This window comes from Nonomuraea sp. NBC_00507, assembly GCF_036013525.1.
Classification (GTDB): domain Bacteria; phylum Actinomycetota; class Actinomycetes; order Streptosporangiales; family Streptosporangiaceae; genus Nonomuraea.
In genome coordinates, this window is record NZ_CP107853.1 from 5,051,635 (window position 1) to 5,067,175 (window position 15,541).

Annotated in this window: 12 protein-coding genes; 6 read left to right on the forward strand and 6 right to left on the reverse strand. The window is 70.2% G+C overall.

The window, feature by feature from the left end:
- Positions 1-2 precede the first annotated feature (2 nt).
- From OHA25_RS24720 to OHA25_RS24740, 5 genes are all read right to left on the reverse strand, one after another.
- Positions 3-485: an EboA domain-containing protein gene (locus OHA25_RS24720; RefSeq protein WP_327589877.1), complete on the reverse strand. Its 483-nt coding sequence runs from the start codon at positions 483-485 to the stop codon at positions 3-5.
- On the reverse strand, positions 436-1,293 hold the full coding sequence (locus tag OHA25_RS24725) for a sugar phosphate isomerase/epimerase family protein (protein ID WP_327589878.1): 858 nt from the start codon (positions 1,291-1,293) through the stop codon (positions 436-438). The genes OHA25_RS24720 and OHA25_RS24725 overlap by 50 nt, the downstream gene beginning before the upstream one ends.
- A complete protein-coding gene (locus tag OHA25_RS24730; RefSeq protein WP_327589879.1) occupies positions 1,290-2,306 on the reverse strand; it encodes an SCO3242 family prenyltransferase in 1,017 nt (338 codons plus the stop codon). The genes OHA25_RS24725 and OHA25_RS24730 overlap by 4 nt, the downstream gene beginning before the upstream one ends.
- The gene (locus OHA25_RS24735) at positions 2,303-3,412 is read right to left on the reverse strand and encodes an inositol-3-phosphate synthase (protein WP_327589880.1); all 1,110 of its coding nucleotides are present in this window, start codon (positions 3,410-3,412) and stop codon (positions 2,303-2,305) included. Before OHA25_RS24735 ends, OHA25_RS24730 begins: the two co-directional genes overlap by 4 nt.
- Positions 3,413-3,511: 99 nt before the next feature.
- Positions 3,512-4,654 (reverse strand): ROK family protein, encoded by a 1,143-nt coding sequence (locus OHA25_RS24740; protein WP_327589881.1) that lies wholly within the window; start codon positions 4,652-4,654, stop codon positions 3,512-3,514.
- Between the two features lie 87 nt (positions 4,655-4,741).
- On the opposite strand from OHA25_RS24740, the gene OHA25_RS24745 reads away from it, so the two are divergent.
- Genes OHA25_RS24745 through OHA25_RS24770 form a run of 6 tightly spaced genes read left to right on the forward strand, consistent with a single transcriptional unit; the run spans position 4,742 to position 14,753 of the window.
- Entirely contained in the window at positions 4,742-6,220 is a 1,479-nt protein-coding gene (locus tag OHA25_RS24745) for a sugar ABC transporter ATP-binding protein (RefSeq protein WP_327589882.1), read from the forward strand.
- A complete protein-coding gene (locus OHA25_RS24750; protein ID WP_327589883.1) occupies positions 6,217-7,239 on the forward strand; it encodes an ABC transporter permease in 1,023 nt (340 codons plus the stop codon). The genes OHA25_RS24745 and OHA25_RS24750 overlap by 4 nt, the downstream gene beginning before the upstream one ends.
- Positions 7,236-8,174 carry an ABC transporter permease gene (locus tag OHA25_RS24755; protein ID WP_327589884.1) on the forward strand — a complete coding sequence of 313 codons (939 nt, stop codon included), beginning with the start codon at positions 7,236-7,238 and terminating at the stop codon, positions 8,172-8,174. Before OHA25_RS24750 ends, OHA25_RS24755 begins: the two co-directional genes overlap by 4 nt.
- Entirely contained in the window at positions 8,161-9,360 is a 1,200-nt protein-coding gene (locus OHA25_RS24760; RefSeq protein ID WP_327589885.1) for an ABC transporter substrate-binding protein, read from the forward strand. Before OHA25_RS24755 ends, OHA25_RS24760 begins: the two co-directional genes overlap by 14 nt.
- Positions 9,357-10,172, forward strand: coding sequence for a sugar phosphate isomerase/epimerase family protein (locus OHA25_RS24765; RefSeq protein WP_327589886.1), 816 nt, complete (start codon positions 9,357-9,359; stop codon positions 10,170-10,172). Before OHA25_RS24760 ends, OHA25_RS24765 begins: the two co-directional genes overlap by 4 nt.
- An 18-nt stretch (positions 10,173-10,190) precedes the next feature.
- On the forward strand, positions 10,191-14,753 hold the full coding sequence (locus OHA25_RS24770; protein WP_327589887.1) for a ThuA domain-containing protein: 4,563 nt from the start codon (positions 10,191-10,193) through the stop codon (positions 14,751-14,753).
- A 101-nt stretch (positions 14,754-14,854) separates the two neighbouring features.
- On the opposite strand, the gene OHA25_RS24775 is transcribed toward OHA25_RS24770, so the two are convergent.
- On the reverse strand, positions 14,855-15,517 hold the full coding sequence (locus OHA25_RS24775) for a DUF2637 domain-containing protein (protein WP_327589888.1): 663 nt from the start codon (positions 15,515-15,517) through the stop codon (positions 14,855-14,857).
- Positions 15,518-15,541 lie beyond the last annotated feature (24 nt).

The following is a 15,541-nucleotide window of genomic DNA, read 5'->3' on the forward strand; positions in this document are numbered from 1 at the left end:
CGTCAGAGCCTTTCGAGCACGTCCTGGGGCACCTGTCGTCCGGCCGCCTGCCGTTCGGCCGCGTAGTCGGCGAGCATCCTGGCGAGCTCGGCGTCGTAGCGCCGGTCGAGCTCGGATATCGAGGCCAGCGGGATCGACATGAACACGCACTTGAGCACGGCCTGCCGGAAGGCGTGATCATCCAGCCACCGCGACGAGGCGAGCGCCGCCTCCACCAGCCGCGCGTCGTTGGTCCGCAACGCGTCCTCCACTAGCGGCAACGCGTCGAAGCCGAGCTCCAGCCCGGGCAGCGCGCGCAGGATCGCGAGCCGTTCGCCCGCATCCCCGCGCCGATACAGCTCCGCGACTGTGCGCGCGTCCGCACCGGCCAGCAGCCGCGCCCGTGCCTGCGCGCCGCCTCGCCGTTCGGCCTGCGGGAAGAGCCGGTATATCGCCTCAGGGTGCTGTTCGATGTCCTGTACGGCTTGCGCCGTCCAGTCGCTCATGTGTCCTCCGGAGAAACTCAATCGATCGGCGGGCCACGTCCGGCGCGGCGTGGCCGTGCCGGGCGAGCTCGACCGCGACCAGCCCGTCGTAGCCGCCGAGCGCGTCCAGCGCCGCGGGGAAGTCGACCGTGCCCGTCCCGAACTCCAGGTGCTCGTGGACGCCTCGGCGCATGTCCTCGATCTGGACGTGCACGAGGTACGGCAGCGCCCGCCGCACGCACTCCGCCACCGTCATGGGCTCCACGCAGTGGCAGTGGCCGATATCCAGGGTGAGCCCGAACCTGGGGTGCCCGTCCAGCAGGGCGCGCAGCCTTTCGTAGGCGTCGAGGGTGTCGATGAACATGCCGGGCTCCGGTTCGAACGCCAGCATGACGCCCTGCCGGTCGGCCGCGTCGAGCAGCGTCGCGCACCCGCGGACGAGCCGCTCCCACGCCTCGTCCACCGGGACGTCCGGCAGGGCGCCGCTCCACAGATGAACGATCGGCGCCCCGAGGTCCACTGCCACGCTCATGGCCCGGGTCAGGAAGTCGATCCTGCGCTCGGCGCCGTCGCTGAGCAGCGTGGGGTGGTGCTTGCGCCACGGGTCCAGCGTGTAGCGGCCACCTGTTTCGACGACGGCTTCCAGGCCGAGGCTCGCCAGCAGTTTGCCCGTCGCGGCCACCTCCGCGGCCAGGCCCGGAGCGTAGGGGTCGAGATGGCCGTGGTCCAGCGTGATCGCCGCGCCCCGGTAGCCGAGGCCGGCCAACACCTCGAGCGCCTCCGGGAGACGATGGTCGCCGAACCCGTTCGTGCAGTAGGCCCACTTCATGAGGTGGCCATCCGCGCCGACAACCACCGGCCCACGGGGTGCGCGGCCAGCAGCGCTCCCGCCTGCTTCCTGCGGCCCCGGCTCGCCACCGCGGTGGCCTGCAGGGGGAGGAGGGCGAGGATGCCGAGCCGTACGGCCTGCCGGACCTGATCCGGGCCGGGTGTCACCCGCAGCCGGGCTACGGCTGTGGCGGTGAGCGCCGCGTAGCCCGCGAGCAAGGCGACCGCCGTCACGCGGTCCGCGGCCGTCGCGTGCTCCCCGGACAACGCGACCGCCGTCATACGGTCCGCGGCCGTCGCCTGCTCCCCGGACAACGCGACCGCCGTCACCCGGTCCGGGACTTCGCCCCTCCTCGGTCCCATCGCCTTGGTGCGCAGCGCGGGGAGGCAGGCGGCCGCGGCGAGACCGGTGGCGGCAGCGGTCGTGGCGAGCGCCCCTCTCACGGTGGCAGGGGTCGCCCCCTTCACCTCGGCGCGTCCCAGAATGCTGATCCCGTAGGTGTGCGCGCCCACGGCCAGCGCGACGGGCAGCGCGCTCGCCCACCCTCTTGCGCCCGTTCCGGCAGCACCGCTCCGGCCGGCCGCGCCGAGGAGCACGTCCAGCGCACGGCAGGTGGCCATCGCGGCCGGACCGGCGGCCGTGTGCTTGAGTCTCAGGTCGTAGGCCCAGACGGCGCCGGCGAGCAGGCCTGCCGTTGCCAGCGCGCGACGGCCGCCGCTCAGCGCGGCCACGGCCAGGCCCGCTCCGGTCAGCCCGGCGGCCATCGCCAGCGCCCGCCCTTCGGCCACGCGTCCGGACGGGATGGGGCGCTCGGGGCGGTCGAGCGCGTCGGCCTCGCGGTCCGCCCAGTCGTTGAGCGCCATGCCGGACCAGTACAGCAGGGTCGAGGCCACGCCCAAGCCGGGAGCCCACCGAACCCCGGCGGCGGCCGCACCCGCCATGGTGTCGCCGGGCACCGACACGGCGGCGGGTGCTCTGACGAGCTCCAGCAGTGCCCGCGCGCCGTCGTTCACGCCAGGTCCCGGGCGAAGGCGCGCAAACGTTCGTACTGGGCGGGTAACCGGTGTTCGTCGCTGCCCAAGGGGTCCTTGAAGAAGTAGGCCAGGTCCGGCAGGAGGCCGGTGCGCCCCTTCTCGTGCGCGCGGGCGACCAGCCGCGCCAGGTCCAGCACGAGCGGTGCCGCCAGCGCGGAGTCGCAGCCCTGCCAGGTGAACTGCAAGGCCATCCGCACCCCGAGGAACCCCTCGAAAGAGACGTGGTCCCACGCCGTCTTCCACTCGCCGAAGTCGGGGACGAAGTCGATGTGGGTCTGGCCGTCGACCTCCTGACCCAGGACGCCCGCCACGGCCCGGCCCTTGGAGATCTCCTTGCTGGACCTGGCGGCCGGGTCGGCGAGCGTGGCGCCGTCGCCGCCGCCCAGCAGGTTGAGACCCGACCAGGACCGCACCCGCAGCGCCCGCCCGGCGAACATCGGCGCCAGCGCGCTCTTGACGAGGGTCTCGCCGGTTTTGCCGTCACGGCCGGCGTACGGCACGCCCCGCGCGACGGCCAGCTCGTCGAGGGCCGGGAGGGCCGGTCCGGTGGACGGGGTGAATTCGACATAGCCGCAACCGGCGCTGAAAGCCGCGTACGCGTAGCGCGAGCTGGGCGGCAACAGGTCGAGATCCAGCGACTCCAGGCGCCCGAAGCCGGGGTGCCAGGCGACGGGCGGCTCCGTCGAGGAGACGTTGACGACCACCACCCGGTCCAGGCCGTGCCGCTCGCGGAACCCCACCAGATCCTCGATCAGCCGGTCGATCGGAGCGTTGCCCGGCCTGATCTCCGCGTCCGTCTCGTCGAGATCGCGCGCCAGCAGGGTGGGGAAGGAGACGGGAAGCACACCGGCCTCGCTGAGCCGTTCGGCGCGCTTGCGTAACGAGGTCTCGACGATGTCATGGCCGCCGAACACGAGGTCACCGATCGCGGGCAGGCCGGTCGCGTCGCCTGGAGAGAAGTCCGTCGTCTCGGTGACGCACCCTTGCGCGGTAGTCAGACCTGCCTTGATGGCGGCGGCCCCGGTGACGACAGTGGTCGCCACCGAACCGCGGGCGCCGATGAGCCATACGCCGACCCCAGCCACAGGACCTCCATCATTCGCCGATGATCACATATAAGTCCTGAAATTTAGGGATGTAAAGGGTCAATTTTGTCGATCAAGGCGCAGACATACGCCGATGAGTTAGCTGAAGTCGACGACCCGGTCCACCGCGGCCGGTGTGAGCACGTGCTCGATCACCATCATGGCCGCGCCGCTCACGCCCGCCCGATCCCCCAGCGAGCTGGCCCGGATGTCGAGCCGCTGCGTGGCCAGCGGCAGTGACCGACCGTACACGACCTCGCGTACTCCGGCCAGTAGGTGCTCGCCGGCCTCCGCCAGGTCACCGCCGATCACGATCGTGGTGGGGTTGAAGAAGTTGACGATCGAGGCCAGGACCAGGCCGATCTCGCGGCCGCTCTCCCGTACAAGCTTGATGGCCTCGATGGTGCCGCCGCGCACGAGCCGTACGACCTCACGGGTGCCCTCCACCTGCAACTGCGCCGCGAGGGCTCCGCCGCCGGCGATGGCTTCCAGGCAGCCGATGTTGCCGCAGCGGCACAGCGCCTGGTCGGCGGAGGGCACGCGGACGTGGCCGATGTCGCCCGCGGCACCCTGCGCCCCGCGGTGCAGGCGGCGTTCGCTGATGATGCCGCAGCCGATGCCGGTGCCCACCTTGACGAAGATCATGTGTTCCACGTTGGGAGCGGTGGCGCGGTGCTCGCCGAGCGCCATGATGTTCACGTCGTTGTCGACCAGGACGGGCGCGTTGATCTTGCCGTGGAGCCATTCGAGGACGGGGAAGCCGTCCCAGCCGGGCATGAGCGGCGGGTTGATGGGGCGGCCGCTCGTGTGCTCGACCGGACCGGGCAGTCCGAGGCCGATGCCTCCGATGTCGCTGATGTCGCGATCGGTCAGCAGGCCGGCGGCAGTATCCAGGAGCCAGGTCAGGCAGCGCTCGGGACCGCTGTCGATCGGCACGTCCGCGGTCTGTTCGGCGAGCACCGCGCCGCTGAGGTCCGTGAGCGCCACCCGCGCATGCGTCACGCCCAGGTCGGCAGCGAGCACGAGCCGGGCCCGCGGGTTGAACGCGAACGCCGTCGCGGGCCGTCCACCCGACGAGATCGCCTCCTCGACGGGCAGGATCCAGCGCTGGTCCAGCAGCGCGTCCAGCCGCTGGGAGAGCGTCGACCTGGCCAGGCCGGTGAGTTGGACCAGCTCGGCACGGGTGCGGGCCTGGCCGTCGCGCAGGATCGAGAGCAGGGCCCCCGGCGATTCATGGGTCAACGCAGCCCCTTCCGCTGAGCATTAAGTCCAAGATTACTCCAGCTTTTGATTGACCGTCGGCAGAAGTCCGATCTACGATCTCGCAACATGGAGGATATAGGCCGGAAATCGGCCGAAAACTCCCGGCTGCTGCGGATGACCGGCATCGGGAAGAGCTTCCTCGGCGTCCGGGTGCTCACAGGCGTCGACCTTGACGCGGCGCCCGGCGAGGTACACGCGGTCGTGGGCGAGAACGGCGCGGGCAAGTCCACGCTCATGAAGATCCTCGCCGGGGTGCACGCGCCCGACGAGGGCACGATCGAGATCGATGGCCGGCAGGTGTCGTTCGGCCATCCGCTGGAGGCGCAGCGGGCCGGAGTCGCGATCATCTACCAGGAGTTCAACCTGCTGCCCGAGCGCAGCGTGGCCGAGAACGTCTTCCTCGGTCGCGAGCCCTCCCGCCGCGGCCTCGTCGACGCGGCCGCCATGGTCAGGGAGACCGAGCGGCTCCTGGCGGAGCTGGGCGAGGACTCCTTCGGCCCCCGCGACCCCGTCAAACGGCTGTCCGTCGCGCAGCAGCAGGTGGTCGAGATCGTCAAGGCGCTCTCGCTGGACGCCAAGATCGTGGTGATGGACGAGCCGACGGCCGCGCTCGCCGAGCATGAGGTGGAGTTGCTGTATCGGCTGGTGCGGCGATTACAGGAGCGTGGTCTCGCGGTTCTCTACATCTCCCATCGCCTGCGCGAGGTCTTCGACCTGGCCTCCCGGGTGACCGTGCTGAAAGACGGCGCCCGCGTCGCCTGCGTGGAGACCGCCGCCACCGCTCCGGACGAGCTCATCCGCCTGATGGTCGGCCGTGATCTCGGCTCCTACTTTCCGCCCCGCTCCTCTGCCGCGGGAGAGGTCCGGCTCAGTGTCACGGGCGGCGGCAACGCTCGCTTACACGACATCTCCCTTGAATTACGCGCCGGCGAGATCGTCGGCCTCGCCGGACTGCAGGGCTCCGGGCGTACCGAACTCGTCAAGGCCCTGTTCGGCGCCGAGCCCTTCACCACCGGCACCATGACCCCCCTACGCCCGCGCTCGGTACGCGAGGGCGTCGCCGCCGGGCTCGGCCTGGTCACCGAGGACCGCAAGGCGGAGGGCCTGGCCCTGCGTCAGTCCGTCCGCGACAACGCGCTGCTCGTGGCCCGCGCCGCCGGCCGGCGGGTCCCCGCCCTGACCGCTCTGCTGGAGCGGGTACGGCTGTCGCCGTCGCGCCAGGAGCAGGAAGTCCGGTACCTGTCGGGCGGCAACCAGCAGAAGGTCGTCCTGGCCAAGTGGCTCGTCATGGCACCGGACGTGCTCCTCTTCGACGAACCCACCCGCGGCGTCGACGTCGGCGCGAAGGCGGCCATTCACGACCTGATGCGCTCGGTGGCCGAGGAGGGGACCGCGATCCTGATGATCTCTTCTGAACTGCCCGAACTGATCGGCATGAGCGACCGCATCCTCGTCCTGCGCGACGGCCGCCTGGCCGGCGAGCTCCCCGCCGGGGCTTCGGAGGAAGCCATCATGCACCTGGCCGCGGGGGAGGAGGCCTCGTGAACGCGCCGGGACCTCGTGTGGCCGAGACCCGCACCTCGCCGGGCCGCAACGGCGCGACCGGGAACGGAGGAGCCCGGCGTTCGTGGACGGTGCTCAATCCGACAAAGGTCGTCTACCTCGCGCTGGTAGCCGTCATCGCGATCGGGTGGCTGCTGGTGGCCATCGACGGCGGCAACTTCCTCACCCTGGAAACCATCGTCGGCATCCAGCAGCGATCCGCGGCCCTCGGCATCGTGGCGGTCGGCCAGACCCTGGCGATCCTGGCCGGATCGCTCGACCTCTCGGTGGCCTACCTCATCAGTCTCAGCTCCCTGGTGGCGGCCGAGATCATGGAAGCGGGCAGCGTCACGGGAGGCGTGGCGGCCGTCATCGGGATCAGCGCGCTCGTCGGCCTCGTCAACGGGCTGGTGATCACCAAGCTCAAGGTGCACGCCTTCATCGCCACCCTCGGCGTCGCGCTGATCATCAAGGGCGTCCTCGACCACCTCTACGACGGCCCGGCGGGCAAAGTGCCCGAGTCGTTCCAGCATCTCGGCTACGACCGCATCGGTCCCATCCCCGTCTCGGCCCTGCTCTGGGCCGCGGTGGCCGGCGCCGCGTGGTTCCTGCTGTCCAGGAGCAGGTACGGCTACCGCGTCTACGCGGTGGGCGGCGACGTCGAGGTGGCCAGGCTCTCGGGTGTCAGAACGGATCGCGTGGTCATCGTCACGCACGTGCTCTGCTCCTTGTGCGCGGGCATCGCCGGGTTGCTGCTCGCCAGCAGGCTCGGCGCCGGCGTCCCCACGGTCGGCACCGACGGCGGCTACGACCTGGAGTCCATCGCGGCGGTCGTCCTCGGCGGAACCGCGCTGGCGGGCGGGAAGGGCGGGGTCGCGGGCACGGTCGGCGGCGTCCTCCTCCTGGCCGTGCTGGACAGCATCTTCAACCAGCTCGAGGTCAACTCCTTCTTCAAGGACGTCGTCCGGGGCGTCGTCATCGTGGCCGCCGTCGCGATCTATGCCAGGAGGCGGAAGTCATGAAGCGCACCCTGCCGATCTTCGCCGTCCTGCTGGTCCTGCTGGCGGCCATCGCGCTGGCCAATCCCTTCTTCCTGGAACCCGCCGGGTTCCTGGCGTTCGTCAAGCGGGCCGCGCCGCTGGTGATCCTGGCGGCGGGCCAGTACTTCGTGATCGTGTCCGGCGAGTTCGACCTGTCGGTGGGCTCGCTGGTCACGGCCGAGGTCGTCATCGCCGCCCGCCTGATCGACGGGAACGAGGCGGCCACCTGGCCGGTGCTCGTCCTGCTGATCGGGTTCGGCCTGCTCGTGGGCCTCGTCAACGGCGTGGTGACGACGCTGCTGCGGGTGCCGTCGTTCATCACCACGCTCGGCATGCTGCTCATCCTGACCGGTGCGGTCTTCCTCTGGACGGGCGGCGCGCCCAGGGGAGCGCTGTCGCAGGAGTTCCGCGTCTTCGGCCGCGACACGCTGTGGGCCGTCCTCATCCTGCTCGCGGTGGGCGTGGCCGCGGTCCTGCTCACGCGCGCCGACTTCGGCCGCACGCTCATCGCCACCGGCGACAACGAGCGGGCGGCCGCCCTGTCGGGAGTCAGGGTCAACGGGGTCAGGATCCTCGCCTTCGTGATCTCCGGGCTGGCCGCGGCCGTGGCCGGGATCCTGCTCGGCGGGTTCGCCGGTGTCTCCGCCCAGGTCGGGCAGGGCCTGGAGTTCTCGGCGATCACCGCCGTCGTCCTCGGCGGCGTGGTCCTCGGCGGCGGGCGCGGCTCGGTCGTGGCCGCCATGGCCGGCGCGTTCACCCTGGAGGCGCTGTTCACGCTGCTCAACCTGTACGGGATCTCGGGGGCACTGGAGTTCACCGTGCAGGGCGTCATCATCATCGCCGCTGTCGCCGCGGGAGCCGTTCGACTGCCGTGGAAGTTCACCCCCCGAAAAGGAGACGCCCATGTCGCGTCATAAAGCCATAGTCGCGGTGTTCGCGCTACTCGTCATCGCGGGATGCACCAGCGACAAGCCGACCGCCACCGTCACCCAGTCGTCCGCGGCCCCGAGCAGCCAGGCGCCGGCCGCGGGGACCGGGGAGCAGTCGAAGTTCTTCGTCCAGGCCGACTACGACGCGCAGCTCGCCATGCGGTCGCAGACTCCCGAGGGTCCCTCGGACAAGCCGTGGGAGCAGGCGATCGCGCCGCAAATGATCGACACCGCGAAGTACAAGAAGGACGGGCCGTACAACCTGTGCTTCTCCAACGCGGCCGTCAACAACCCGTGGCGGCAGGTCGGCTGGAAGACCATGCAGGCTGAGGTGGCCGAGCACAAGGAGATCGCCAAGCTGACCGCGCTGGATGCGGAGGGCAAGGACGACAAGCAGATCTCCGACATCGCCGAGCTGCAGGCCAAGGGCTGCGACGCGCTGATCATCTCGCCGAACACCACCGCCACCCTCACCCCGGCGGTCAAGGGCGCCTGCGACAAGCTGCCGGTGATCGTGTTCGACCGCGGCGTCGAGACCGACTGCCCGGTGACGTTCATCAAGCCGATCGGCGGGTACGCCTTCGGCGCCGACGCCGCCGAGTTCCTCGTCGAGAAGGTGCCGGCGGGCGGGAAGATCCTGGCGCTGCGCATCCTGCCGGGCGTGGACGTGCTGGAGACCCGCTGGTCGGCGGCGAAAGTGACGTTCGACAAGAGCCAGCTCCAGGTCGTGGGTGTGGAGTTCACCGACGGCGACGCGGCCAAGACCAAGAGCATCGTCAGCGACTACATCCAGCGGCACGGCAAGATCGACGGCGTCTGGATGGACGCGGGCGCCACCGCCGTCGCCGCGATCGAGGCGTTCGAGGACGCCGGCCAGCCCGTCCCGCCGATCAACGGCGAGGACCAGCAGGACTTCCTGCAGAAGTGGAAGGACGGCAACCTCACCGCCATCGCGCCCACCTACCCGACCTACCAGTGGCGCACGCCGATCATCGCCGCGCTGAAGATCCTCAAGGGCGAGCAGGTGCCCAAGACCTGGAACCTGCCACAGCCGAAGATCACCGCGGAGAACCTGGCCACCTACCTCAAGCCCAACATGCCGCCGCTGCACTACGCGCTCTGCGGCTGCGAGAGCCTGCCCGGCTTCCCGGAGAAGTGGGGCGGCAAGAAGTGAACATCGGGGTCAACACCTGGGTGTGGACCTCGCCCCTGACCGACGGTGACCTGGAGAGGCTCGCTCCCCAGGTCGCCGCCTGGGGGTTCGACGTCATCGAGCTGCCGGTCGAGCAGCCGGGCGACTGGGACCCGGCGCGGGCCGCCGACCTCCTCGCCGAGCACGGGCTCAAGGCCACGGTGGTGCTGGTCATGCCGCCTGGGCGGGAGCTCGTCGCCTCCGACACGGTCAAGGAGACCCAGGACTACCTCCGCCACTGCATGGACGTGGCGGTCACCGTGGGCTCGCCGGTCATCGCGGGCCCCGCCTACACCTCGGTCGGCCGGACCTGGCGCATGTCGCCCGGCGAGCGCCGCGCCGCTTACGCCGAGCTGCGGGAGAACCTGAAACCGCTGGTCGACCACGCCGACGTGCGGATCGCGGTCGAGCCGCTCAACCGCTATGAGACCAGCCTGATCAACACCGTCGAGCAGGCCCTGGACGCCCTTCCGCCGGGCGTCGACCTGGCTCTCGACATCTACCACATGAACATCGAGGAGAAGGATCCGGCGGCGGCCGTACGGAGCGCCGCCGGCCGGATCGCGCACGTCCAGGTCTGCGGCACCGACCGCGGCACCCCGGGCCAGGACCGCTTCGACTGGCCCGCCTTCACCCAGGCCCTGCACGACGTCGAGTACGCGGGGCCGCTCGTCATCGAGTCCTTCACCGCCCACAACCAGACCATCGCCACCGCCGCCTCCATCTGGCGGCCGCTCGCACCCAGCCAAGACGCTCTAGCCATCGACGGACTGACCTTCCTCAGAACACTCTGAAATCACCGGAGATCCGCCATGCGTCGGTTCCTTGCTGCCCTCATTCTGGTCCTCTTACCTGCGAGCCCCGCTCTCGCCACCACATCCCAGCAGGCTGCCTTCCGCGCCCTGCTCTTCACGAAAGCCGTCGGCTACGTCCACGGCTCCATCCCCGCCGGCATCCAGATGATCAAGGATCTCGGCGCCGCCCACGACTTCGAGGTCGTCCAGACCGACGACTCCAGCGCCTTCAACGACGCCAACCTCGCCACCTTCGACGTGGTGATCATGCTGCAGAACTCCGGCATGGTGTGGGAGAACGACGCCCAGCGGCAGGCCGTGCAGAAGTACGTCCGCTCCGGCAAGGGCATCGTCGGCATCCACAACACCCTCGACATGGGCATCGAGAGCGAGTTCCCCTGGTGGGACGACCTGATCAACGGTGGCGCCCACATGCCCGCCCACTCGCCCGGCACGCTGCAGGGCACCGCCAAGGTGACCGACCGCGTGCACCCCTCGACCAAGAACCTGCCGCTGCGCTGGCAGCGCGCCGAGGAGTGGTACAACTTCTCGCCCAACCCGCGCGGCAACGTGCACGTCCTGGTCGCCGCCGACGAGACCACCTACGACCCGGGTTCGGCGAAGATGGGGCCCGACCACCCGATCTCCTGGTGCCGCAAGGCCGAAGGCGGCAAGGTGTGGGCCACCGCCATGGGCCACGAGCCGGCCGCCTACGCCGAGCCGCTCTTCCGCGAGCACGTGCTCGGCGGCGTCCAGTGGGCCGCGGGCGCGGTCGAGGGCGACTGCGGCGGCACCGTCACCAGCAGCTTCGAGAAGGTGACGCTCGACGACAACACCGCCGACCCGATGGAGCTGGACGTCGCCCCGGACGGGCGGGTCTTCTACGTGCAGCGCAAGGGCGAGATCAAGATCTACAAGCCGGACACGCACGCCACCGTCACCGCCGCCACGCTGAGCGTCTACACCGGTGGCGAGGACGGCCTGGTCGGCATGGAGCTCGACCCGAAGTTCGCGGAGAACGGGTGGATCTACGTCTACTGGTCGCCGGAGAGCAGCACCACCGATGTCAACCGGCTCTCCCGCTTCACCGTCAGCGGTGACACGATCGACCTCGCGACCGAGAAGAAGATCCTCGAGGTGCCCGCGTACCGGCAGCGCACCTACCCCGAGCCCGGCCACACCGGCGGCGCGGTGGAGTTCGGGCCGGACGGCACGCTTTACCTCAGCACCGGCGACGACGTGCCGCCGAACCTGTCGCCCGACTGGCAGGGATACGCGCCGATCGACTGGCGGCCCGGCCAGCAGATGCTCGACGCCGCCCGCACCGCGGGCAACACCAACGACCTGCGCGGCAAGATCCTGCGCATCACGCCGACGGCCGACGGCGGCTACACCATCCCGGCCGGGAACCTCTTCCCCGAAGGGACCGCCAAGACCAAGCCCGAGATCTACGCCATGGGCTTCCGCAACCCCTTCCGCTTCACCGTGGACCAGAAGACCGGGTATGTGCACGCCGCCGACTACGGCCCCGACCGCGGCGGGCCCACCACCGACCGCGGGCCGGAGGGACTGGTCGAGTACAACGTCATCAAGAAGGCCGGCAACTACGGCTGGCCGTTCTGTCACGGCGACAACCAGCCCTACGCCCCCTACAACCCCGACACCAAGGTCGTCGGGCCCAAGTTCAACTGCGCGGCTCCGGTCAACGACTCGCCCAACAACACCGGGCTGACCGAGCTGCCTCCGATCGAACTGCCCGTCATGTGGTACGGGTACGGCATCTCGCCGGCCTTCCCCGAGCTCGGGGAAGGGGGCTCGGCGCCGATGAGCGGGCCGGTGTACCGCTACGACGCCGCCAACCCGTCCACCACGAAGTTCCCCGCCTACTTCGACGGCAAGAACTTCTTCTACGAGTGGTCGCGCCACTACGTGAAGACCATCCACCTCGACGACCAGGACAAGGTCCTCAAGATCGACCCGTTCCTCGGCTCGTTCACCAAGCCGATGGACATGACCTTCGGCCGTGACGGCTCGATGTACCTGCTGGAGTGGGGGAGCTCCTTCGGGGGTGGCAACAACGACTCCGGCCTCTACCGGATCGACTACTCCGCCGGCACCCGGTCCCCGGTCGCCAAGGCCACCGCGTCGAAGACCGACGGACCGGCGCCGCTCACCGTCGAGTTCGACAGCGACGGCAGCTACGACCCCGACGGTGACCCGTTCGACGTGGCGTGGGACTTCGACGGCGACGGCACGGTCGACTCGACCGCCGCCAAGGCCTCGCACACCTACACGGCCAACGGCCGCTTCACCGCCCAGCTCCGGCTCAAGGACACCACCGGCAAGGAGGGATTCTCCAACGTCGAGATCACCGTCGGCAACACCAGGCCCGTGGTGACCGTGGAGATGCCGCTGGACGGGACACTCATCGAGTTCGGGCAGGACGTCCCGTACAAGGTGAAGGTCACCGACGCCGAGGACGGCACGATCGACTGCACCAAGGTCTTCGTCAACCCCGGGCTCGGCCACGACGACCACGAGCACGAGACCGTCGACAAGCCCGGCTGTGAGGGCACGATCTCCACCAGCGACATCGGCGGCCACCCGGCCGGCGCCAACCTCTACTACGTCATCAACGCCCACTACGCCGACCAGGGCGAGAACTCGCTGACCGGGTACGCCAAGGTCGTCCTGCAGCCCAAGCGCAAGCAGGCCGAGTACTTCAAGGCCTCCTCCGGCGTCCGCGTCATCGACCAGGCGGGGGCCGAGAGCGGCAAGCGCATCGGCGACATCAGCAACAACGACTGGATCGCCTTCACCCCGATGGACCTCAACGGGATCACCTCGGTCGCCTTCCGGCTGTCAAGCCCGTACGGCGGCGGCTCCATCGAACTGCACGCGGACTCACCCACCGGCACGCTCCTGGCCACCGCGCCCGTGCACAACACCGGCGGATGGGACACCTACCAGATGACCGCCGCCGTCCCGGTCACCTCGGACGTGCGCACCAAGACGATCTACGCCGTGTTCAAGAACAGCCAGAACAACGCCTTCGACCTGGACGCCCTCCAGTTCACCGGCGCGAGCCAGGGCGGCGGCCTGGAACCCGGCACCTACACCATCACCGCCCAGCACAGCGGCAAGAACGTCACCCCCAAGGACGCCTCCGTCGCCGACGACGCGCCGATCGTGCAGATGACCGCCGGCACGGGAGCCGAGCAGAAGTGGGAGGCCGTGCCGCTGGCGGACGGCGGCTACCAACTCAAGAACCTCAAGAGCGGCAAGTGCCTCGACGTCCCCGGCGGCTCCACCACACCCGGCACCCAGCTGGTCCAGTGGGCGTGCCACCCGGCCGGGCACGGGCATCTCAACAACCAGCGGTTCTTCCCGGCGGCCACCGGTGAGACCTACAAGATCACGGCGGCGGCGAGCGGTCTCTGCCTCGACATCAGCGGGGTCTCCCAGGACGACGGCGCCGCGGTCGTCCAGTGGACGTGCACCAACACCGACAACGAGAGGTTCCGCTTCTCTCCGGTGGCGGGCGCCGACAAGACGCCGCCGGTGACCACCGCCAAGGCGGCCGAGCCGAACGGCGGCGACGGCTGGTACAAGAGCGGCCCGGTCGAGGTCACGCTGACCGCCAAGGACGACGCCAGCGAGGTGGCGGCCACCGAATACAGCCTCGACGGCGGCGCCTGGACGCCCTACAGCGAGCCGATCCTCGTCAGCGGGGACGGCACGCGCAAGCTGGACTACCGATCCCGCGACGGCGCGGGCAACGTGGAGGAGGCACGCACCCTCACGCTGAAGCTCGACACCACCGCTCCCACGACGACCGCGTCGTTCGCCCCGCCCAACTCCAGCGGGTGGAACAACGCCGACGTGCCCGTGGTCCTGGCCGCCGCCGACGCCGGCTCCGGCGTCGCCCGCGTCGAGTACTCCCTCGACCAGGGGGCCTGGCAACCGTACACGGACAAGCCCGTCGTCGTGAGCGGCGACGGCGGCCACGAGGTCCGCTACCGGGCCGTCGACGTCGCCGGAACGTCCGAGCAGGAGAAGGCCGCCACGCTGAAGATCGACGGGACGCGCCCCACCCTCATGGTCTCCGGCGTCTCCGACGGCGAGGTCTACGGCGACTCGCAGGACCTGCGCATCACCTGGCAGGCGGTCGACTCCACCTCAGGGGTACGCAGCACGTCGGGCACCATCGACGGGACCGCCTACCCGGCGGACTCGGTGCTCCCGCTGTTCACCCAGACGCTGGCCGGGCACACGGTCTCGGTCACGGCACTCGACAACGCGGACAACGCCATGACGACGGATGTCCGCTTCTCGGTGACCACGTCACTCCGGGACATGCAGAACCTCATCGACCGCTTCCGCGCCACCTCCTGGATCTCCGCCGCCGAGCAGACGGCGCTGACCAAGGAGCTGACCCGCGCCAGAAAGGCGGAGGCCGCCGGCGATGACGCCAGGGCCATCCGCCACCTCACCACCTTCAAGACGATCGCGGTACAGCGGACCGACGTCCGTCAGGTCCTCACCCGCGACGCCGACAAGATGATCGCCATCCTCTCCTAGGAACACGATCTGTGAGAGCTGAGTGCGGCCCGGGGCCGGCGCCGGCGAGATCTTCGCCCTCCGCGCCGCTCCGGCCGCACTCAGCGGCGTCTCCAAGATCTTCAGGCGCGGCTGTGGCCGTTGAGTGCTTCGCGGCGGTATTTGCGCCCGGTGGTCTCATGGACGCCGAGCGCACGGGCGAGCGCGGCCCCGGTCATGTTCGGATCCTGGGCGAGCAGGGCCGCCACCTGGGCTCGCCGGTCACCGTCCTCTGGGACCGCGTCTGCCGGCGCGTCCTGGCCGCCCTGTGGCGTGGCGTGCGCCACCGGTTCCGGCTGCGGCGCCGGGTCTGAGGCGACGCTCGGCGCGGTGGGCTCGGCGCGCGCACGCTCCGGCTGCCCGGGGTCGCGCGCCCGGTCGGCGAGCTCGCGACCCGAGCGGACCACCCACATGATCAGCTCGTACGAGATCACCAACGCGATGGCCGGCCACGCGGCCAGCGCCGCGGCCAAGGGGCCCCGCTCGATCCCGTGCAGGATGTTCGCCGCCAGCGTCGCGGCGACTCCCAGCGCCAGCGCCCAGCGGGCCAGTGCCGGCACCGGCAGGCGGTAGCGGGCACACCACAGCAGCACCATCGAGGAGGCGTAGATCATGCCGTCCACCGTCGCCGGGACCAGATGCGCCGACAGCTCGTCCTCGGCGCCGTACTTCTCGATCACCGCCACGGCATGCCAGTACGACACCCACGCGGCCACCGCCGCGACCGCCAGCACCACGGCCGTCATCGACGCACGAATCAGCCGATCTCC

Bases quoted from the DNA above. Each gene is read 5' to 3' on its own strand.
- OHA25_RS24720 (WP_327589877.1), bottom strand. From the start codon at position 485: ATGAGCGACTGGACGGCGCAAGCCGTACAGGACATCGAACAGCACCCT.
- OHA25_RS24725 (WP_327589878.1), bottom strand. From the start codon at position 1,293: ATGAAGTGGGCCTACTGCACGAACGGGTTCGGCGACCATCGTCTCCCG.
- OHA25_RS24745 (WP_327589882.1), top strand. From the start codon at position 4,742: ATGGAGGATATAGGCCGGAAATCGGCCGAAAACTCCCGGCTGCTGCGG.
- OHA25_RS24755 (WP_327589884.1), top strand. From the start codon at position 7,236: ATGAAGCGCACCCTGCCGATCTTCGCCGTCCTGCTGGTCCTGCTGGCG.
- OHA25_RS24760 (WP_327589885.1), top strand. From the start codon at position 8,161: ATGTCGCGTCATAAAGCCATAGTCGCGGTGTTCGCGCTACTCGTCATC.
- OHA25_RS24770 (WP_327589887.1), top strand. From the start codon at position 10,191: ATGCGTCGGTTCCTTGCTGCCCTCATTCTGGTCCTCTTACCTGCGAGC.
- OHA25_RS24775 (WP_327589888.1), bottom strand. From the start codon at position 15,517: ATGACGGCCGTGGTGCTGGCGGTCGCGGCGGTGGCCGCGTGGGTGTCG.